Below are 20,588 nucleotides of genomic sequence, written 5' to 3' on the forward strand. Positions count from 1 at the left end.
AGTCTTTTTCTTGTCCGATCACAAAAAAGGCAGATTGTCCTTCAGCTGAAGTCAATCTGCTTTCATCATGACAGGAAGAGTAGGTGGGATGGGGTTAGTTTGTGAAACTTGGAATAGCAAGGCGCCGAATGGCAGAACCCAACTCTGATATGCTTTCATCGAGCCGACGCGTCAGTTCTTCGGGCAACGAGTATCCGCCTTCATGGAGGCGTTTCACCCATTGATCGACAGCGTACACGCCGCTCAAAATATAGCGTGCACCCAAGGCGGACAGAACAGGTTTCAATCCGTAGTCTATCGCGAGCAAATGGGCAAGGGAGCCGCCGATGAACAACGGAAGGACGACTTTGTGCTGCAATCCCTTTTGCGGCAGCAAATCCAAGTACGCTTTCAATATTCCTGTGTAGGAGGCTTTGAAAACGGGACTGGCAATGATGATGCCATGAGACTTCTCTACTTTTTGGTTGGCGGCTGCAATGGCGGGGCTGTCAAAGCGAGCCCGCACCAAATCATCGGCCGGCAAGTCGGCTACGCGAATTTGTTCGATGGCGAATCCCTTCTGCCGCAAAGCCTGTTCGGCATACTCAATGAGTCCATTGAGGCGGGACGTGGACGATGGGTTTCCGTTGAGAATAACGATATCAGGCATGGCAACACACTCCTCTATAATTCATATAGGAATACTTGGTTTTTCGATATCGTATCACGCAACAGATGATGTGTCAATCGCCTTTTTGCAAATTTCTCCATCTTGTGTGCAAAACGGTGATGGACATCTGTTCGCTAGAATGCGGCACCCGTTTTTCCCCTTCCGTTTGGCGTGCGGCGACTTTGCTGTGAAAGGGATTCCAAATAGTCATGCTTCAAGGTAAACTAAAAAAGGAATGATCAAAAAGGAAGGGGACGCATAGGATGCTTGGAGCCATTGAAGCCGGAGGCACAAAATTTGTCTGCGCCATCGGCGATGAACAAGGGAACATTCATGAGCGGGCGGTGTTTCCGACGACGGCGCCGGAAGAGACGATGGCGCACGTTATCGATTTTTTCCGCCCCCACAACGTGGAGGCGATCGGGATCGGGTCATTCGGCCCGGTTGATTTGCGCCCGGACAGCCCGACGTATGGGTACATTACGAGCACGCCGAAACAGGCGTGGCGAAACTTCGATTTTGTCGGCGCGATAAAGCAACATTTTCCCGTGCCGATCGGCTTTGACACGGATGTCAACGCGGCGGCGCTCGGCGAGCAGCGCTGGGGGGCGGCGCGAGGGCTTGACAGCTGCCTGTACATGACGGTCGGAACGGGTATCGGCGTTGGGGCAATCGTCGAGGGCCGCCTGTTGCATGGGCTGCTTCACCCGGAGATGGGCCACATGTTGGTCCGCCGCCATCCAGATGACACGTTTGCCGGCGTCTGCCCGTACCATGGCGACTGCTTGGAAGGGATGGCGTCCGGCCCGGCGATTGAGCGGCGTTGGGGGAAAAAGGGGGCGGAATTGGCGGACCGCCATGAAGTATGGGAGTTGGAAGCCTTTTATCTTGCCCAGGCGATCACCAACTACATCCTCATTTTATCGCCGAAAAAGGTGATCACGGGCGGAGGCGTCATGAAGCAGACGCACGTGCTGCCGCTTGTGCGCCGTCATGTGCAGGAATTGCTTGGCGGCTATATTCAGCACGAAGCGATTCTCGAGAAGATCGATGAGTACATCGTCCTCCCAGGGCTTGGCGACAACGCCGGCGTGGCGGGCGCGTTGGCGCTTGCGGCGAGGGCGATCGAATAGCAAGAACGGCCGTCTACCGTCTTCAATCAGGCGGTGGGGCCGTTTGTTTTTTGTTTGAAGGCAGGGGCTCTGACCGACTGTTCAAAAAACTCGTTCAAAAATCGACCTATTGGTCAAAAAAATATCGTTTTTGAGTTGCAAATCTGTATAACATTAGTTTATAATTAGTTTGACCATCCGGTCATGAGTGATATGGAGGCGAGGACAATGATCCATGCTCGACGGTTGGTGGAATGGCTGCAACAACAAGGTGTGCGCGCCGATTTAGTGAAACCGCGCGCGGTGTTGCCGTCGTATCGGCAATGGATGACAGCGAATGGGAAAGGAATGAGTGGCTGCCATGGATGAACGGCGCGTCCAATTTATTGAGGCGGCAATGAAATTGTTTGCCGAAAAAGGGTATCATGAGACGTCGATTCAAGATTTGGTCGAGGCATGGGGGATTTCCAAAGGAGCGTTTTATCACCATTTCGCCTCGAAGGAAGATTTGTTGCTGGCGGTGCTCCGCTACTACAGCGAAAAAATGGTCGCTGATTTCATGGCGGGCGGCGGGGAAGGGACGGAAAAAGAACGGTTTACTCGCCAGCTGGCCGCCCATTTTTCTCACATTCGCGAGTACAAAGACTTTTTGCGTATGATGATGTCGGAGCAATTGCCGAAAGTCAATCCGGAAGTGGAACGGTATATGTTCCGCCAGCATGGGCGCCTTTTTTTATGGTATTGCACCCGTCTGGCGGAGGTGTACGGAGAGGAAGTCGGTCCGTATGTGTATGATGTCGCCATGATGACCAACGGCATCATCCGACAATATTTGTTTTACTTCTTTTTTCGCGAGGAGGCGTTTGATGCGGACGCAGCGGCTCGTTTTCTCGTGCGCCGCATTGATGCCATTGTTGCTAGCTTTGCGGCCGGCGAGCGCCCGTTGTTGACCGAGGAGGCGCTCGTGCCATGGATAGAACTCGAAGAGCGCGAGCGCAAGCGCCAGCGGGAGCGGCTGGTTTCGGCGTTCGCCGCCGTCCGGGAGGCCGCCAACGGGCTCGATCCGAAGCAGGCGAACGATGTGCTTGAAGCCGTAGCGGCGCTGGAGGAGGAAGTGCTTGGGCGCAATGAGCCGCCGCGCGCCTATATCGTTGAAGCGCTGCTTTTGTATTTGCGCCATCAACAGGCGCCTCGACTTGCGTCGGCTTTGGACGCACTGAGCCAAGAAATGGAAGCGTATCAACGACTCAATGGATGGGAGAGAGAACCATGGAAAAAGCGTTAACAGTGCCAGCGAGCACCATTCGTCATCGTCCGTTGCTCATTACCGGGTTGATCATTGCCATGCTGTTTGCGGCATTAGACGGGACGATCGTCGGCACGGCGATGCCGCGCATCGTCGGGGAGCTTCACGGATTGGGGATTATGACGTGGCTGACGACAGCGTATATGTTGACGTCGACGACGGTCGTGCCGATCGCCGGCAAGCTCGCCGACTTATTGGGCCGTCGGATTGTCTATGTGAGCGGGTTGGTCATTTTTATGGCTGGTTCAGCGCTTTGCGGCATGGCGAACGATATGACCGAGCTCATCATTTACCGCGGCATTCAAGGACTGGGCGGCGGGATTATGATGCCGATGGCGATGATTGTCATCGGTGACGTGTTCACCGGCAAGGAGCGGGCGAAATGGCAAGGGGTGTTCGGCGGTTTGTACGGTCTCGCTTCAGTGCTGGGCCCGCAAATCGGCGGCTTTATCGTCGACCATTTGAACTGGCGCTGGGTGTTTTACATCAACTTGCCGGTCGGCATTCTCGCCACGGTGCTGATTGCGATGGGGTTAAGCAAATATAAAGCCGAAGGGCCGGTGAAATTTGACATCGCCGGGATGGCGACGTTGACGGCGGGCGTCGTCAGCTTGTTGTTGGGGTTGACCTTTGGCGGCGACCGATATCCGTGGGGGTCGTGGCAAATCGTTTCGTTGTTTGCGGCCGCGGTTGTCTTTTTCGCTTTGTTTGTTTGGGCGGAAAAACGGGCGGAGGAGCCGATCATTCCGCTTCGGTTGTTCCGCAATCGGACGTTTACGCTGCTCAATGGCATCGGCTTTTTCATGAGCGTCGGCATGTTTGGCGCGATTATGTTTGTGCCGTTTTTTATGCAAGGCATTGTCGGTGTGAGCGCCACCCAATCCGGGACGATTATGACGCCGATGATGATCACGATGATCATCGGCAGCGTCCTTGGCGGTCGACTGGTATACCGGATCGGGGTGAAGCCGCAGCTGATCATCGGCATGGCCGTTATGGCGTCCGCATTCGGGCTGCTTGGCACGATGGATGTCGAGACGTCGAAATGGACGGCGACGATGTATATGATCATTCTCGGTCTTGGCACAGGGCTCGTGATGCCGATTTTGACGCTCGCCCTGCAAGAAAGCTTTCCAAAATCGGAGCTTGGCGTCGTGACGTCTTCAAGCCAATTTTTCCGCTCGATCGGCGGGACGTTTGGGATGACGGTGCTTGGCGCCATCATGAACCACCGGTCGAGCGCCTTGCTTGACGAGCGGCTCATGCCAAAGCTCGAAGCGCTGCCGGCGCAGGCGAAAGGGCTTGTCGACCGCTTTGCCGGCATGATCCATGATGATCCGCAAGGGCTGTATTCCGTTCTGCTCAGTCCGGAAGCGATGGCCAAGATTCCAGCGCTGCTGCGCGACATGTTCGTGCCGGTGCTGAAGCAGTCGCTTGTCGACTCGCTGCAATCCGTCTTTTTGTTCGGGCTCGTGTTTATCGCTGTGGGCTTGTTGTTGGTGTTCGGTTTGAAAAGGATCACCTTGTCTGATCGGACCGAGGCGATGAAGCAGTTGAAGCAGGCAGAGGAGAAGGCCTAGCGGCATGCGAATGAAGAAAAGAAAACGGCGGACCGCGCCTCATTCGCTCAGGCGGCGGGCCGCCTTTCTTTTTGGCGGCGACGAACAAAACTCCCCCGGAGCGATGAGGCATCCGGGGGTGAGGTGCCAATGGAAGCCGGCGGCTCGCTCCGTGCGGCCCATTTCGCCAGGCGGTTTCGCATCGACGTGATGCCCGGCGCATGGCGGTTTCACGGTGACGATTCGCGATGGCTGGTTACGTTGCGCCCGCATCCGCGCTTTGGCCGAAGACGCGCGAGCGGGTGAGAAAGCGGACGCCTTCCGGGCCTTCGAGCGAAAACATGCCGCCGCGCCCCGGAACGACATCGATGATGAGCTGTGTATGCTTCCAATATTCGTATTGCGCCTTGGCGATGTAAAACGGGCAGCCGCCGATTTCGCCAAGCAAAACGTCGGAATCGCCGACGATCAACTCACCGAGCGGGTAGCACATCGGCGAGCTGCCGTCGCAGCAGCCGCCGGATTGATGGAACATAAGTGGGCCGTATTTCGCCTTTAATTTTTCAATCAATTTTAACGCCGCTTCGGTGGCGATGACTTTCGGTTCATTAGGCATCGGATGCACCTCCTTTCGCATCACGGTCAAAGACAGGCTCCTAGAGCAGCTTTGCTGGATTCGTCGAATGGAACGGTTGTTGCGTCGTTTTCCATTCCATCATCAAAAGGAGTTTGCGTGGTTTTGGCGGTGACGGATGCAACAGTGGGCAAAAGGCAGCGCGTCGGCGCTGCCTTTTGCCGTGGAAGAGCAGGTGGGCCAATGTTAGAACAAGCCAAGTTTTTTCGGCGAATAGCTGACGAGCAAGTTTTTCGTTTGTTGGTAATGGTCGAGCATCATTTTGTGCGTTTCGCGGCCGATGCCGGACATTTTGTAGCCGCCAAACGCCGCGTGGGCCGGATAGACGTGATAGCAGTTCGTCCAGACGCGGCCGGCTTGGATGCCGCGGCCGAAGCGGTACGCGGTGTTGATGTCGCGCGTCCAGACGCCGGCGCCAAGGCCGTACAGCGTTTCATTGGCGATTGAAAGCGCTTCGTCGTGATCTTTAAACGTTGTGACCGCGAGCACTGGGCCGAAAATTTCTTCTTGGAAAATGCGCATTTTGTTATGCCCTTTGAAAACGGTCGGCTTGACGTAATAGCCGCCGGCGAGTTCTCCTTCGAGCATGTTCCGCTCGCCGCCGATCAAGAGCTCAGCGCCTTCCTGTTTGCCGATGTCGATGTATGACAAAATTTTCTCGAGCTGTTCGGAGGAGGCTTGGGCGCCGATCATCGTTTCCGTATCGAGCGGATTGCCTTGCTTGATTTGCTTGACGCGCTCAAGCGCCCGTTCCATAAAGGCGTCGTAAATCGACTCATGGATGAGGGCGCGCGACGGGCATGTGCACACTTCGCCTTGGTTTAAGGCGAACATCGTAAAGCCTTCGAGCGCTTTATCGAGAAACTCGTCGTCTTTGTCCATCACATCAGCGAAGAAAATGTTCGGGGACTTGCCGCCAAGCTCAAGCGTAACCGGCACGATGTTTTGCGAGGCGTACTGCATGATGAGCCGTCCGGTCGTCGTTTCACCGGTGAACGCCACTTTCGCCACGCGCGGGTTCGAGGCGAGCGGCTTGCCGGCTTCTAAGCCAAAGCCGTTGACGATGTTGACGACGCCAGGTGGAAGCAAATCCTCGATGAGTTCGATGAGAACGAGGATCGACGTCGGCGTTTGCTCCGCCGGTTTCAAGACGACGCAGTTGCCGGCCGCGAGCGCTGGCGCGAGTTTCCAGGCCGCCATTAAAATCGGGAAGTTCCACGGGATGATTTGCCCGACGACGCCGAGCGGTTCTTTGAAATGATAGGCGACCGTGTCGTGATCGATTTCCGAAATCGTGCCTTCTTGCGCGCGAATGCAGCTGGCGAAGTAGCGGAAATGGTCGATGGCAAGCGGGATGTCAGCCGCCAACGTTTCGCGGATCGGCTTGCCGTTTTCCCATGTTTCCGCAACGGCGAGCATTTCCAAGTTTTCTTCCATCCGGTCGGCGATTTTGTTCAACAAACGGGCGCGCTCCGCTGGAGACGTGCGTCCCCATGCGTCTTTTGCCGCATGGGCGGCGTCAAGCGCCAGTTCGATGTCCGCCGCTTTTGAGCGCGGCACTTCGCAATACGGCTGTCCGGTGATTGGCGTGATATTTTCGAAATACTCGCCGTCGACCGGCGGCACCCATTTGCCGCCAATGAAGTTTTCGTAGCGCTTTTTAAATGTGACAAGCGCGCCTGGCTGGCCTGGTTGTGCGTAGATCATCCCCGATTCCTCCTTCATTTGAGTTTTTTTGTATTCGCTTACAAACGAAAGAATATTATAAAAATTCTTTCCAATGAATACAATATCATGGCTGGACAATACTGTCAAATCGAAAATGCCAATGCGGCAGTATAGATGGTGATGAGAAAAGGCGCCCCGCCGCTTTTGGGGCACCTTTGGTTGGCTTCAAGGACTTGAATCGACGGTTTGTCCATCAATCGACTTCCAGGCCTTCCAGCCAGCGGCTCGCGTAGACGCTGCAAAGATGATGGAACACTTCGATCGCCTCGTTCGGGTCGGCGGCGAAAAAGACGCTCGCTGCCGTTTCGTTTTCTTCGCGGACGAACTCAAGCAAAAAGTCGGTGGCGATCCGGTTGAACAAAAGAAGCGCACCGTAGGAGCGCTCAAGCTGGCGTTTCCGCTCGAGCGGGTCATCGATGGACAAAAACGGACGCTCATAGCGGGCCGTCATCTCTGACAGCCGGCGCTGGATCTTGCGCTGGGCGTCAGTGAGCATCGCCTCGATCGTCTGTGGCGATAGAAAGGTTTGCTCGCGCAGCATATAGCCCCAAATTTGCTTGAGCGCATGAGCCGATTCGCTCGCAAACGCGATGTTGCCGAGCAGATCGGCAACGTATTGGTCGTCGTCATCGGTTTGAATGCGCAGTTTCATAATGATTTCGAGCACATCGGAATGAATTTTTTCTTTCCGCCATGATTTCGTCAGCTCATGAAGCAAGACGGAAAGCGAGCGTGCCAATTCTTCTTTCGTCATGATCAGCCAGTCCTTTCCCAGCAACATCGTTCCCTTTCTCATTGTATCATGACGGCTGTCTGTATAAAGCAGATCCGTTATTTTTCCGAATTGACCGAGGAAAACGGCGGTTTGGGCGAAGGCCGGGAGCCCACCGTTTCATAGACGATGCATAGGTCTGAAAGGGATGTCGCTTAGCTGTCCGCTGCTGGTTATCGAGGTGCCAGTTGCTCAATGAAAAGAGTTGACGTATGATGGAGTCAAAAACGATAGAAACGATTGGGCCGGGCGGCATATGTCTGAAGAGAGGAAAGAAGGCAGCGTCAAAAGTTCTATGAAAACTCCACACGAGCCATCCCGTTGGGAATCGTAGGGCATTCTCAGAGCCAGATTCGCCCTTGACCAATACCCGCCAAAGGAAAGAAAGGGAGGGGAGAGAAGATGAAACCGGTTCGTTTGCGCGGTCATCATTTGCTTTGTGTACACGGGTTTCGCGGCATGGGCTACAGCCCGTCGTTCGTGGAAAAAATGTGGGAGATCGTAGCCCGCATTCGCGATGAACACGACGATTTCCCGATTGAAGTCGTCGCGGCGCTCGATGAGGCGTGCCTCGCCTGCCCGCATCATGGGGAGACAACGTGTGAAGCCGGCCCGAATTCCGATGCCCACGTCCGTTCGCTTGACGGAAACGTCATTCGCCATTTAGGCTTGGAGCCGGGCAATGTGTATTGGAAGTCTGAACTGATCCGGCGGACGGCGGAACGGGTCAAGCCGGATGATTTGGACGAGTTATGCCGCAACTGCTCGTGGCTGCCGTACGGCGTCTGCAAAGAAGGGATCGCCAACGTCCGCCGCGGCAATGTGGCGCAAACGTGAGGCAGAGCGGCCGTTTTCGGAAAAATCAAGGAGGAACGATGGAAAAACGGCGCTGTGCTGAACCATCATCCGTTTGTCAAGGCGGGGGGCTGTTGCAGCACCGTCTTTCCATTGACGAAGCACGGCGCCATCTGTTTTGAAGAGAGTCATGGCCGGCGATGGCGGCGTTTTGGGACGTTCGCGGAAATTTCTAAAAAATGAATAGTTCCATGGGCGGAAAAATGTGATATGATAAACAATTATAGAGACTTTCGACAGAAAGGGTCATGAACGATGAAAGTAGCTAAATTCGGTGGAAGTTCGGTGGCGAGCGCTGCACAATTCCGTAAAGTGGCCGACATCGTCAGCTCGGATATCGAGCGCCGCATCGTCGTCGTGTCGGCGCCGGGGAAACGGTACAAGGACGATGTGAAAGTGACCGATATGCTCATCCAGCTGGCCGAACAAGTTGTGGCTGGCGAGCCGCATGAGGAAACAATGGAAGCGATCGTGAAGCGGTATGCTGACATTGCCAATGAGCTGGGGCTGGAAGCCGACGGCTTTTTGGCCGAGCTTGTCGATGACTTGCAGTCGAAAATCAGCGCCTATCGAAGCGAGCCGCCTCGGTTGTTTGACGCCATTAAAGCGAGCGGCGAAGACCATAACGCAAGGCTCATGGCGCTCTATCTGCAAGATTGCGGGCTTGAGGCGAGCTACGTCAGCCCACTTGAAGCCGGCATTATCGTCACCGATGAGCCGGGCAACGCCCAAGTGCTGCCGGAGTCGTACGACAAACTGAAGCAGCTGCGCGAACGTCGCGGCGTTTTGGTCATCCCGGGATTTTTCGGCTATTCTCGGTCGGGCCATATCGTCACGTTCCCGCGCGGCGGGTCGGATATCACGGGCTCGATCGTCGCCGCGGGCGTCAAAGCGGACGTGTACGAAAACTTTACCGACGTCGACTCGATTTATTGCGTCAATCCGTCGATCGTCGCTGATGCCCGCAAGTTGAAAGAAATCACGTACCGCGAGATGCGTGAGCTGTCGTATTCCGGATTTTCCGTCTTTCATGACGAGGCGCTTGAGCCGGTCTATCGCGCCGGCATCCCCGTTTGCGTAAAAAACACAAACAACCCGGCCGCTCCAGGCACGTGGATCGTCGCCAAGCGCAATCATATCGACGAACCAGTCGCCGGCATTGCGAGCGACACTGGCTTTTGCAGCATCAACATCAGCAAATACTTAATGAACCGTGAGATTGGCTTTGGCCGGCGTGTGCTGCAAATTTTAGAAGACGAAGGCATCTCCTACGAACATACGCCGTCCGGCATCGACAACATGTCGATCATTTTGCGGGCAGATCAACTCGTGGATGGAAAAGATGAGCGCATCCTCGCCCGCATCCGCGAGGAGCTTGCCGTCGATGAGGTGACGATTGAGTACGGCTTGGCGCTCATTATGGTCGTCGGCGAAGGGATGGAAAAAACGATCGGGATGGCGGCGAAAGCCACGACTGCGCTCGCCAACGCCAACATCAACTTGGAGATGATCAACCAAGGTTCGTCCGAAGTGAGCATGATGTTCGGCGTCAAAGAAGAAGTCGTCAACGAGGCGGTTCGCGCCTTGTACAACGCCTACTTCCAACAGGCAACCGTAAGCCCCCTTTCCTAACGCGAAACAGGCGTCCGAAACTCGGGCGCCTGTTCTTATGTACCGAGAAGCCCCCGCTTTCACGCGATCAGCCGAAGGGGGGAATGAATCAGCGTCTTCCATCATGGATGTCCCCCAACGCCGCTCAAAATATCTTGAAAGAAGGACTTCGTTGGAACAGCCAAGTCACAGGGACAGACGGGAATGGTCTGGCTGGCAGTCTGCCTTATGGCAGGTGTCCCCGAGAATCTCCCATCTCTAAGCGTTTGCGTAGGTGGGAGAACGTTCAAGCGCTCTAGGCCAAGCTTTCTTCTTTTTTCGCTGGTTGGCGTACATAAGAGCGGCATGTTCGGAAAATACTACCAATGTACGTCAAAGAAAGCGGAAGGGAGGAAGAACGAATGCGGCAATGGCTAGGAATGGCTGTGCTTGTCGCCGTTTTCGCTTCGTTTCCGGCTGGGGCGGCGGCCATCAGCCGAAGCGAGCTTGAGCAGTACGCTGAGAGCGTCGGCTGGACAGTGAGCGACCTGTTGGCTTATTTGGATCAATACGGCTTGACAGCCGCCGATTTTCGCACCATGGATGAGATGAAACAATGGCTCGGCACGCCCATCACTGACGAGCGGCTTCATGCCGTTCTGCGCCGGCACGGGCTGACGATTGAGGAGCTCGAGGCGCTGCTTGGCCAGTTTGGCGAAACGGTGCAAGACTACACATTTGTCGAAGACTTGGACCGGGCCATCCGTTTTTACTCGCAGCACAACGCCGCCATGCAGCAAATCAACGACTTGCTTGGGGCGCTCGGGATGACGGAACAAGAAGTGCGCGCCCTCACCCGCCATATTGCCTCGCTTGACGACCCGCAGTTAGCTGGGCGGCTGGCGGCGCTTCGTGAACGGCTGCGTCCGTTTGCGGAGATGGAAGGGCCGTGGACGGAAACAGAGCGCCGCAAACTGCGGGCGATGTGGGAAGAGGGGCTTCGCTTGCTTAAACTTGAGGCGGACGAGCCGGACATAAAGGCGGCCGGAGCGGAGCCGATCCGCATTCGATTGTACAACCGCCAAGGCGAGGAGGTCGCCGATATCGCCATAACGCGGGAGATGTTGACATCGGGCTACATCGTCCGCGCGGGGGAGAAAGGCATTGACGCGGGGCTGCTCGCTGTAGAGATGAAAGGAAAGATGTATGGGGAAAAACTGCCGGAGACGGCGTCGCCGTATTTGACCTATACGCTGGCCGGACTGATGCTCGCTTCCGCCGGGTTCCTTCTTTACCGGCGGGTCGGGCGGCTGAAAGGGTGAAGGAATGTGAACGGCAAGCCTGCGCAGTTTTCGTGGGGGCGCCGGGCCGCCCAATGGGCGGCGCTGGCGGCGATCGTCATCGGGGCGGCGATGGCCGGTTGGAACGGCTATTGGTACACCGTCGGCTGGATGGCGGTCAAGCGGGATGCTCCTGCGCCTTCCTCACCGCCGGCCGCAAGCCTTCCAGCGGAACGTTCGGCGCAAAAAGACGCACCGCTTGGCGTCTATCTTGGTGAACTCGCCATCCCAAAGCTCGGGGCGGCGATTCCCGTGTATGAAGGCGTCCGTGAACAAGAATTGCGCCGAGGTGTCGGCCATTATCCAGCGAGCGATTGGCCGGGGGGACGAGGGCATGTCGTGCTATCCGGGCACCGCGATACTGTGTTCCGCCGCTTTGGCGAGCTTGAGATCGGCGATGCGCTTATCATTCGGACGGATCGCGCCGCCATCCATTACCGCATCGTCAACATCCGCATCGTCGATGACGACGACCGGACCGTTTTGGTCGAGAAAGCGCGCCCAACGCTGACGGTGACAACGTGCTACCCGTTTCGCCTCATCGGCCGCGCTCCGAAGCGCTGCATCGTCACCGCCCGCCCGGTTCGGGTTGATGCCCTGGCGTTTCCAAGAGGATGATCCACTTGCCTGCAGGAAGGCAAACAAAAAGGCTGGAAAGTGCGCTCTCCAGCCTTTTACCTTTTCCGTTCCTGCGGCGCCTTGGCATCGATTCGCTCATGCATTTGCTGGCGAAACTCTTGAAGCAGCGCCTCGCCTTGCAGCCCTTTCTTGACAAGGCCGGCCAGCACGACTTCCGCCAAATGGGTGCGCCGCGGGATCATCAGCCCTTCCATCAAGACGCTAATGTGGCCGTTCATTTTCGTGATCGAACGGACGGCGACGAGCATGTTGGCCGGGTCGTTGCTCGTGTGGGTGATCGTCACTTGCAGTTGAAACTCTGGACGCCGCTGCAAGCTCACAAACATTGGCTCATAGTCGTCATCCAAATACGCCTCCACGAGCCAGCGGTTTTGCCCGTCTTCTTTGTTGATGATCAACCCGTCAATAAACGGGATGTCTTGGCGGTGCATGTCGTCGTCGATGACCGAGAGCCCGACAAGCTTGAACGTTTTCATCTCGTCCACCTCGTTACTGTTGTCTTATCCAAGATTATAGCACAGGCGGACGAGGGAAGAAAAACGGGATGCCGCCCCTCCTGCTGAAAAACGATCTGCATATTTTCCGTCGGATGGCAAAAACGCCATTTTGCCCCGCCATTGTCGACGAAGATTTCGCCTTTTTCGCTGAATTGTATCCATAGAGTGCGCCAAAAAATGCAAAAATCGTGATTTTACGACCCAAAACGAGATTCGTTATCATAAAGGTGCGGTGGAGGAAAGGGGGGATGCGCCAACACATGATCAACCAAGTCGTGTTGGTCGGCCGGTTGACGAAAGATCCCGAGCTTCGCTACACGGCCGAAGGGGCTGCCGTCGCGACTGTCACACTGGCGGTGGCGAGAAATTTCCGCAACGCGGAAGGGGGGATTGACGCCGATTTCGTTCCATGCGTTTTATGGCGGAAAACAGCGGAACATACCGCCAATTATTGCCGAAAAGGATCGATGGTGGCGGTGACGGGGAGAATCCAAACGCGCCGCTACGATAAAAAAGACGGTCAACGCGTCTATGTCACCGAAGTCGTCGCGGAGTCCGTCCAATTTCTCCACTCCGGAAAGAAACCAGAATGGCCGGAGCACGTATAGTCGTTTCCCCATACATGCCTTTCAAAGCGAATCCCCAAGAGAAAGAACGTGTCCCCAAACACTCCCCAACGGATGGCGCTAGCACGTCGTTGTTAGCGCTTTTTTTCAGCATGAGGGGAGCTACATGAGCTCGGAGCACTCTTTTACGATCGTCACGATCATCGTTTCGACATGTTTTCGCTTTTTATCCGGCAGCTTCGCGAGCGTGTACACCGCTTCGCTCATCTCTTGGTTATGAAGCAAGTAGTCCAACGCCGCGAGCACCGTTTCGTGCACGTCCGCCGTTCCGTATATGTCTGTCACTTCGCGCAACAGCTCGCGTTGGCGCGTTTCGCCGCCAAGCAAAAAATCGGCGCTGACATCAAACAGCTGGCATAGCTTCTCAAGCGACTGCACATCTGGAAGCAAGCTGCCGTTTTCCCATTTGCTGATTTGCGAACGCGACACGTTCAGCTGCTCGGCCAGCTCTTCCTGTGTCCAGCGCCGTTCTTTTCGCAATCGTTTGAGCGTTTCCCCAAGGTTTGTCATCGTTTGTCACCACGCTTTTCATCATTACTCTTTAAAGATAGAAAAGCGCGGAGGTAATGGTTGTTCCTTTTTGGACCATTTATTTCTTCGTTTCCAAATTAGAACATATTTGTCGATTATTCTGTCGTTCGGCCTCTTTTTTGCCCAGGAAGCACATAGTACAATTAGTTAAAAATGGGAAATTTATAAGCAAAAAGAGGGGGTCAAGGTGAACATCTATCTTGCCGATTTTGTCATTTGTGAACGAAACGGGCAGAAGCATACGCAAAAACTGTACCATATCTATATTAAGGAAATGAAAAATCCGTTTTCCGTTCGGCTGAAAACGATCGCCCCGGCCAGTTTCACCGATTCGCTGCGCTCGCTGAAAAACGAAGGTGGACGGATGCGTTTTGCATCGGAAGGCGAGGCGCTGTTTCGCACGATCACGTGCTCGTCCGAAGCTCAGCTCTATTTTGTGTTTAAATGCACGAGCCAGTTGTACATGTTCATCGTCAAGCTCGACCTTCGCCAAAAAAAGTTTACCGTCGCCCTCTACGAGTGGAACGAACCGAAGCAAAAATACATCCCGATCCGCGTTGACGAATGGCTGGCGATGGAAAAACAGCTCATTTATGAAGTGCTGCAGTCGATTTACCTTGTCGATGATCGGCGTGTGTCGCACTTGTTCGCCAATCTGTCGCGTCCGAAACGGGGAACACCCCATTCCGGTTCATGATCTTCTTTCTTCTCCCAATGGAAAAAAGCATTTCCTTTCATGGCTTTCATACGATATACTGAAAATATAGAACATTGCCGCGCCTCATCTTGAACATCCACTCAGGACAAGACGACAACAAACGAAAGGGGCGGCGAAGGGAGAGGACGCGTCCGTGAAACCGAATCACGCCTTCTTTGCCGCTGCCATGGTTTCGTCCTTTTTTCTTGCCCCGGATGACAGCCAGGCGGCGGAATGGAAAAAAGGCATGAGTTCCCCCGAGATTGCACAAATCCAGCAGCGTTTAAAGGAACAAGGCTTTTTTACATACCCAAAAGCGACCGGCTACTTTGGCGCCATCACCGAAGAAGCGGTCAAGGCGTTCCAACGGGCGATGAACCTGCCGACGACCGGCATCGTCGATGACGCCACCTACGCGAAGCTCAAAAGCGCGCCTGCGTCAAACGACACGCTCGCCATCGGTTCCCGCGGCGCGGCCGTCCGCGATTTGCAGCGCTGGCTGAAGCAGCTCGGCTATTTCCGCTATCCGCAAATCACCGGCTACTATGGCGCGGTGACCGCCGATGCGGTGAAGCAGTTTCAACGGGCGAACGGGCTTCCCGCCACCGGCCGGGCGGATCGTGGGACGCTTGAACGGCTGAAGCAAAAAGCAACAAGCCAGCCAGTGGAGTCGTCTGACGTGTTGACAATCGGTGATCGCGGCGACGACGTCCGCAAGCTGCAGCAGCAGCTTAAACAACTCGGCTACTTTACCTATTCGGACATCACCGGCTACTATGGGGTGCTGACCGCCGACGCGGTCCGCCGCTTTCAACGCGACAACGGCCTGCCAGTGACCGGCGCGGTCGACAACCAAACCGTTGCCCGCCTCGCGAGCGCAGTAAAAGCGAAAACGACCTCCCCTGCACCGATCGAACGCGAGCGTCAAGCGGTTCGCCTCTCAATCGGCGCGCTCGGCGACGACGTCAAGCGCATTCAGACGAAGCTCAAAGAGCTCGGCTACTTCTGGACGGACATCACCGGCTACTACGGAACCGCCACCGCCGATGCCGTCCGCCGTTTTCAACAAGCGGCCCAACTCCCCGCAACCGGCGTTGTGGACGGCGAAACATACGAGCGCCTGATCGGACAAGCCCCTGCGGCGAAGCTGGACGTCATCGAACTCGTCGCCGATGCGGCTGAGCTGCTCGGAACCCCATACGTTTGGGGCGGCGATGCGCCGGAAGAGGGATTTGACTGCAGCGGGTTCATTTTTTACCTTTTCCAGCAACAAGGCATCGCCGTGCCGCGCACCGTCGCCTTGATGTGGAATGCAGGCGCATCGGTTTCCGCCCCGGAAGTCGGCGACATCGTCTTTTTCGCCACGACCACGAATAGCCCGTCGCACGCCGGCATCTATATCGGCAACGGCCAGTTCATCCATAGCGGCGCTTCGACCGGCGTGACGACGAGCCGCCTCGACCAACCGTATTGGAAACAGCGGTACTTGGGGGCGAAGCGGTTCTTTTAGCATGCTATATAGATGCAACGAAGAAGTTTACCATATCCTTGACGGAAAAGCGGTTTATCCCTTTTCGACTGTCGCAGGCAAGCCACAGGCTTCTCCGTCACGCCTTGGCGTGACGGAGGACCGAACAACCGCCTGCTTCACAGACTCATATATGTGTCTGTGAAGCGGCGTTGTTCGGTCGCCCGACAGTCGATCAAACGCCCGCTAAAAGCTGCAAATGGTAAAGCTTCAAATTGCATCTATATATATAGAACGACACCGATGACCAAAATGAGGAGGAAAACGAAGATGAAACATGCATTCCAAATGGCAGCCGCCATCTGCCTCGCCGCCGCCATCGCCCTCGGAGGAAATGGGCAAACGGTTGACGCCGCCGTCCAATGGGGGCAAGTCCAATGGAAACAAGGCATGATCGGCAAAGTCGTCATTTTGCGCGACACGCCCCTATACCGCTTGAACGGAGCAGCATGGCAGTCCGCCATGACGGCGAAACAAGGGCGCGAGTATCGCGCCTACAGCCAAAAACGGGCAGGCGGCGCCGTCTATTACAGCCTCGGCGGCGGACTGTATGCCAAACAAGGGGATGCCATCCAATACGTGCCGTTCACCAAAGACGAACTTCTCGCCCTTGTCGCCCGCTCATTGAAAGGGCAATACATTCTTCAGGCAGGAAATGAATCCGTCCCGTTCGTCATTGAGCGGCAAAAAGGAAATCGTCTGTTCGGCTGGTATTTATACGGCCAAAATATGTCATTGCCGCTTGAAGGCCGCATCGACGGCGCCGCGGTGACACTCTCCATTTATTTCAACGACAATGCCGAAGCGATCGCCGACTCGATCTCTTACTTGAAAGCGTACAACGTGCCGAAGGAAGAGATCGAAAAAATCGCCGAACAGCTCGCCAACAGCGGCGATTACGCCATGCAGCTGCAATTTTCCATCACGAACAGCCCGGAACAATTCGCAGGACAGTTCCGCTTTCTCGATTTGTACCTGAATGACCGCTATGACGTCGTCAAAATGACGCTTGGCCAACCGATGGACGTCACGGTGAAGAAAAACGATTGATGTTTTTGCACAAAATGTTTGCCAACCAAAACCATCAAACTGCCAAAATATTGTTCTAAATTTCTGTTACAGGCATATTCATATCAATGTCGTCATCGATGGAAATAATTTCAATGGCATATTCTCTAAAAAAGTTGTATTTAGGGCTAGAATTTAGAAGAAAAATGTATTATTATAGGAGACGTAGAACATTAAGGAATGATGTGAAAGTGCTAGCACTGGATGATAGCCTTGCTAATAAGTCTATCATCTGGACACACAGGATGATCTTGGTTCATGTTAGCACCTTTTAGGCAATGAATCTACTAAACGGCAGCCGTTTAGGATCATTGTCTTAAAGTTTCATAAAAACGAAGGGGGATTTTGGGCTTTATGGACAAAAAGAAAGCAGTCAAACTCGCCACAGCCAGCGCTGTAGCAGCGAGCGCTTTCGTCGCAGCCAACCCGCATGCTTCCCAAGCAGCCACGGACGTTGCGACGGTCGTCAGCCAAGCGAAAGCGCAAATGAAGCAAGCGTACTATACGTACAGCCACACGGTAACGGAAACGGGCAAACTCCCGAACATCAGCGACGTATATGCCGCCTACAACAAAGCGAAACAAGCGTATGCAAACGCGGTTGCTGTCGTGAACAAAGCCGGCGGCGCGAAAAAAGACGCGTATTTGGCTGACTTGCAAGCTACATACGAAACGTATGTATTCAAAGCCAATCCGAAATCGGGCGAAGCGCGCGTGGCTACGTACATCGACGCTTACAACTACGCAGTCAAGCTTGACGGTCTGCGTCAAGATCTGGCGAAAGCTGTCGAAGCAAAAGACTTGAAAAAGGCAGAAGAGCTCTACCACAAAATTTCGTACGAGCTCAAAACGCGCACGGTCATTCTCGACCGCGTCTACGGCCAATCGACGCGCGAACTGCTTCGCTCGCAATTCAAAGCCGAAGCGCAAAAACTGCGCGACAGCTTGATCTACGACATCACCGTTGCCATGAAAGCGCGTGAAGCGCAAGACGCTGTCAAAGCCGGCAACTTGGACAAAGCGAAAGCCGCGCTTGACCAAGTCAACCAATATGTATCGAAAGTAACCGATGCGTTCAAAGCTGAACTGCAAAAAGCAGCACAAGACGCCAATGCGGCGTATGAAGCGGCGTTGACGCCGAAGGTTGAGAGTGTAAGTGCGATTAACTCTAAAGAATTAGTTGTTAAGTTTAATAAAGCTATTGATAAGTCAACAGTTATTGCTGATCCTGCTAATGGTACAGTAACAACAGCTATTACTGTTAGCCGTACAGTAACCGATAGTAACAATCCTAACAAAAACGTAACGAGTGTTAAAGGATTGTTAAGCGAAGACGGAAAAACTTTGACACTAACAGCAGCAGGTGGAACTTACTTTGATGGAAACTATACGTTAACTATTGCTGATTCAGTAAAATCTACTGATGGAAAAACTTTAACTGCTTACGCAGGTACATTTACTGCGAAAGATACAGTTGCTCCATCTGTAACAGGTGTTACTTTTAATACAGTTACAGGCAACATCGAGGTTACTTTCTCAGAGCCGTTAGTTGCTAAACCTGAGGTGGTTCGTGTTAACGGTCAACCTATCGTTGCTACAGATATAACCTTAAGTGGAGACGCCAAAAAGATTACTTTTGCTAAGCCATCATTTGTAGCAGCTGGGTCTTCCGCTGAGGTTTATGTAGCAGGTGCACAAGATGCAGCAGGAAATTTGTTAACACCATTCACTGGCTCAGTTACTATTACAAATGACGCTTCTGCACTGCAAGTAACATCTATTACGCAAATTAGCTCTAATAAATTGAAAGTAGTATTCAATAAATCTATTGCGAGCGACAATACTGTTATTGATGGTGCTCTGAGTGTGATTATCGACGGCAGAACAGTAGGTGCAAACGATGTAACAGCTGCTCTTGATACAACTGATACTGCTAAAAAAACTGTTATTGTAACATTCAGCGGTTCATATGTTGCACCTAACTACTTCTATGGCAACACGGCATCAAAAACTGTAACGTTAGTATTTGCTGATAACGTAATTACAGATGTATTCGGCAAAAAGCTTGCTGCTACAACTCAAAGTGTTACAATGACTAAAGATGTTACTGGTCCTAAATTTGTATCCGCGAAAGTTGGAACAACAAACGGAACTATTGAAGTAACTTTAGATGAGGAAATTGGATCTGTAGATGCTAGCAAGATCACTGTACGTAAAGATGGTGTGGCATTAAGCCAACCAGTAACAGCAGCTAAGAAAGGTTCGTCTAACGGTGATGAAAAAGTATTAGTAATTACGCTTAACAATGCTGATTTGTCTAGTGGCCAATTAGTCGCTGGCACTTATTCAGTTCGTTTGGATGTAGGTGCTGTTCAAGACGTTCATACTAATAAAAACGATGTGATTACTACATCTGTAACTAAAGATGCGGCTACGGCAGATTTGACAGCTACTATTGCTAACCAAGTAGTTTCTGGTACTCCAGTTCCTAACGTTTTTGAAGTAACATTTAATCAAGATGTAACTGCTGCTACAGCATTAAATCCTGCTAATTACACATTGGATGGAGCCGTTTTACCAAGCGGAACCGATATCTATTTCAAAAATGGAGCTCCGAACAGAACGGTAGTTATCGTATTGCCAGACAACTCAGTCAACATTGGTTCAGCTACTACACCGGCAAATGCTGTACTGGCTGTTAAAAATGTTCAAACTTCAGCTGGTAAAACAGTTGTTGCTACATCTGGAATTGTAAAAGTAAAAGATAACACACCAGCTACGTTACAAAGCGCAACATTAATTGCAAATAACGTTCTAAAACTTACTTTCAATGAAAATATTAGTGCAACATTTGATAATGTTGCTGACATCTTAGATAACATTCAAATTTCTAACGGTACTAGTGTATTTACAGCAGGAGATGCTGGAGCAACTGTATCTGTATCTGGAAAAGATTTGGTTATTACTATCACTCCAGGAACATCTAACTGGTCTGCGGTAACCTCTGCATCTACAGTAACGGTTAAGACCCTTAGCAATGGTGATGGAGATATTACAGATGTGAACGGTGTGAAAGTTAAAGGCGATGTTTCTGTAACATTGTCGAAATAATATTCTTTTTGCTCTAAAAGGTGTCCCAAAAACAACGGGACACCTTTTCTTGTACGCCCGGCATGGGTACGACGCTATAGGGTAAAAGTCCCGAACGGGGGCCAGCGAGCGCCTGCCGTTAGCTGAAGGCAAGGGATTCATCGCGAGGTGGAATCTGAAGGAAGCTGGAGGCAAACACTCGACCTGAGGTTCCTCTGTTGACAACAACGATTTAACGAATGGTTCATCACCAAAAGTTGTACTTGCACCTGTCATGAAAGTATGTTAGCTGTTTCTAGCCGAACCCGCAATGCAAAACGCTGGATATTTCTGTATCCGTATCCCCGACGTTTCATCAGCTTGATCT

The 20,588-nt window shown here is 53.2% G+C and carries 19 protein-coding genes; 13 read left to right on the forward strand and 6 right to left on the reverse strand.

Annotated elements, in window-relative coordinates:
* Positions 1–94: 94 nt before the first annotated feature.
* Positions 95–649 (reverse strand): NADPH-dependent FMN reductase, encoded by a 555-nt coding sequence (gene ssuE / locus ACVBDQ_RS11825; protein WP_014196852.1) that lies wholly within the window; start codon positions 647–649, stop codon positions 95–97.
* A 263-nt stretch (positions 650–912) separates the two neighbouring features.
* Between ssuE and ACVBDQ_RS11830 the strand changes: the two genes are divergently transcribed.
* The 4 genes from ACVBDQ_RS11830 (at position 913) to ACVBDQ_RS11845 (ending at position 4,647) form a co-directional block, all read left to right on the forward strand.
* Positions 913–1,782 carry an ROK family protein gene (locus tag ACVBDQ_RS11830; protein WP_014196850.1) on the forward strand — a complete coding sequence of 290 codons (870 nt, stop codon included), beginning with the start codon at positions 913–915 and terminating at the stop codon, positions 1,780–1,782.
* 207 nt (positions 1,783–1,989) lie between these two features.
* Complete coding sequence (locus tag ACVBDQ_RS11835; RefSeq protein WP_021322696.1) at positions 1,990–2,130, forward strand: hypothetical protein; 141 nt, start codon at positions 1,990–1,992, stop codon at positions 2,128–2,130.
* Positions 2,123–3,046, forward strand: coding sequence for a TetR/AcrR family transcriptional regulator (locus tag ACVBDQ_RS11840; protein WP_014196848.1), 924 nt, complete (start codon positions 2,123–2,125; stop codon positions 3,044–3,046). The genes ACVBDQ_RS11835 and ACVBDQ_RS11840 overlap by 8 nt, the downstream gene beginning before the upstream one ends.
* Positions 3,031–4,647, forward strand: a complete 1,617-nt coding sequence (locus tag ACVBDQ_RS11845) for an MDR family MFS transporter (protein ID WP_011232671.1) — start codon at positions 3,031–3,033, stop codon at positions 4,645–4,647. The genes ACVBDQ_RS11840 and ACVBDQ_RS11845 overlap by 16 nt, the downstream gene beginning before the upstream one ends.
* 235 nt (positions 4,648–4,882) lie before the next feature.
* On the opposite strand, the gene ACVBDQ_RS11850 is transcribed toward ACVBDQ_RS11845, so the two are convergent.
* The 3 genes from ACVBDQ_RS11850 to ACVBDQ_RS11860 form a co-directional block, all read right to left on the reverse strand.
* On the reverse strand, positions 4,883–5,242 hold the full coding sequence (locus tag ACVBDQ_RS11850) for a DUF779 domain-containing protein (protein ID WP_446663239.1): 360 nt from the start codon (positions 5,240–5,242) through the stop codon (positions 4,883–4,885).
* Positions 5,243–5,446: 204 nt separating this feature from the next.
* Positions 5,447–6,967: an aldehyde dehydrogenase gene (adh, locus tag ACVBDQ_RS11855; RefSeq protein WP_021322697.1), complete on the reverse strand. Its 1,521-nt coding sequence runs from the start codon at positions 6,965–6,967 to the stop codon at positions 5,447–5,449.
* Between the two features lie 214 nt (positions 6,968–7,181).
* The gene (locus tag ACVBDQ_RS11860; RefSeq protein WP_014196843.1) at positions 7,182–7,769 is read right to left on the reverse strand and encodes a hypothetical protein; all 588 of its coding nucleotides are present in this window, start codon (positions 7,767–7,769) and stop codon (positions 7,182–7,184) included.
* A gap of 393 nt (positions 7,770–8,162) precedes the next feature.
* On the opposite strand from ACVBDQ_RS11860, the gene ACVBDQ_RS11865 reads away from it, so the two are divergent.
* The 4 genes from ACVBDQ_RS11865 (at position 8,163) to ACVBDQ_RS11880 (ending at position 12,163) form a co-directional block, all read left to right on the forward strand.
* A complete protein-coding gene (locus ACVBDQ_RS11865; RefSeq protein WP_025039145.1) occupies positions 8,163–8,597 on the forward strand; it encodes a DUF1284 domain-containing protein in 435 nt (144 codons plus the stop codon).
* A 273-nt stretch (positions 8,598–8,870) separates the two neighbouring features.
* Positions 8,871–10,247, forward strand: a complete 1,377-nt coding sequence (locus ACVBDQ_RS11870) for an aspartate kinase (RefSeq protein ID WP_042379307.1) — start codon at positions 8,871–8,873, stop codon at positions 10,245–10,247.
* A 380-nt stretch (positions 10,248–10,627) separates the two neighbouring features.
* Positions 10,628–11,527: a processed acidic surface protein gene (locus ACVBDQ_RS11875; protein WP_328091427.1), complete on the forward strand. Its 900-nt coding sequence runs from the start codon at positions 10,628–10,630 to the stop codon at positions 11,525–11,527.
* Positions 11,528–11,533: 6 nt separating this feature from the next.
* A complete protein-coding gene (locus ACVBDQ_RS11880) occupies positions 11,534–12,163 on the forward strand; it encodes a class D sortase (RefSeq protein ID WP_131874205.1) in 630 nt (209 codons plus the stop codon).
* A gap of 56 nt (positions 12,164–12,219) precedes the next feature.
* Here ACVBDQ_RS11880 and ACVBDQ_RS11885 read toward each other — a convergent pair whose 3' ends face one another.
* Positions 12,220–12,660, reverse strand: a complete 441-nt coding sequence (locus ACVBDQ_RS11885; protein WP_013146485.1) for a YwpF-like family protein — start codon at positions 12,658–12,660, stop codon at positions 12,220–12,222.
* 269 nt (positions 12,661–12,929) lie between these two features.
* Here ACVBDQ_RS11885 and ssb point away from each other — a divergent pair, with 269 nt between their 5' ends.
* Positions 12,930–13,289: a single-stranded DNA-binding protein gene (gene ssb / locus ACVBDQ_RS11890; protein ID WP_011232661.1), complete on the forward strand. Its 360-nt coding sequence runs from the start codon at positions 12,930–12,932 to the stop codon at positions 13,287–13,289.
* A 120-nt stretch (positions 13,290–13,409) separates the two neighbouring features.
* Here ssb and ACVBDQ_RS11895 read toward each other — a convergent pair whose 3' ends face one another.
* Entirely contained in the window at positions 13,410–13,817 is a 408-nt protein-coding gene (locus ACVBDQ_RS11895; protein WP_301100115.1) for a helix-turn-helix domain-containing protein, read from the reverse strand.
* Between the two features lie 208 nt (positions 13,818–14,025).
* Here ACVBDQ_RS11895 and ACVBDQ_RS11900 point away from each other — a divergent pair, with 208 nt between their 5' ends.
* From ACVBDQ_RS11900 to ACVBDQ_RS11915, 4 genes are all read left to right on the forward strand, one after another.
* Positions 14,026–14,535 (forward strand): hypothetical protein, encoded by a 510-nt coding sequence (locus ACVBDQ_RS11900; RefSeq protein ID WP_020754055.1) that lies wholly within the window; start codon positions 14,026–14,028, stop codon positions 14,533–14,535.
* Positions 14,536–14,689: 154 nt separating this feature from the next.
* On the forward strand, positions 14,690–16,045 hold the full coding sequence (locus ACVBDQ_RS11905) for a C40 family peptidase (RefSeq protein WP_328091428.1): 1,356 nt from the start codon (positions 14,690–14,692) through the stop codon (positions 16,043–16,045).
* A 288-nt stretch (positions 16,046–16,333) separates the two neighbouring features.
* Positions 16,334–17,113 (forward strand): hypothetical protein, encoded by a 780-nt coding sequence (locus ACVBDQ_RS11910; RefSeq protein ID WP_015375897.1) that lies wholly within the window; start codon positions 16,334–16,336, stop codon positions 17,111–17,113.
* Positions 17,114–17,485: 372 nt separating this feature from the next.
* The gene (locus tag ACVBDQ_RS11915) at positions 17,486–20,242 is read left to right on the forward strand and encodes a hypothetical protein (RefSeq protein WP_328091429.1); all 2,757 of its coding nucleotides are present in this window, start codon (positions 17,486–17,488) and stop codon (positions 20,240–20,242) included.
* Positions 20,243–20,588: the final 346 nt, after the last annotated feature.

The sequence above is a fragment of the Geobacillus sp. CCR genome, assembly GCF_052906625.1.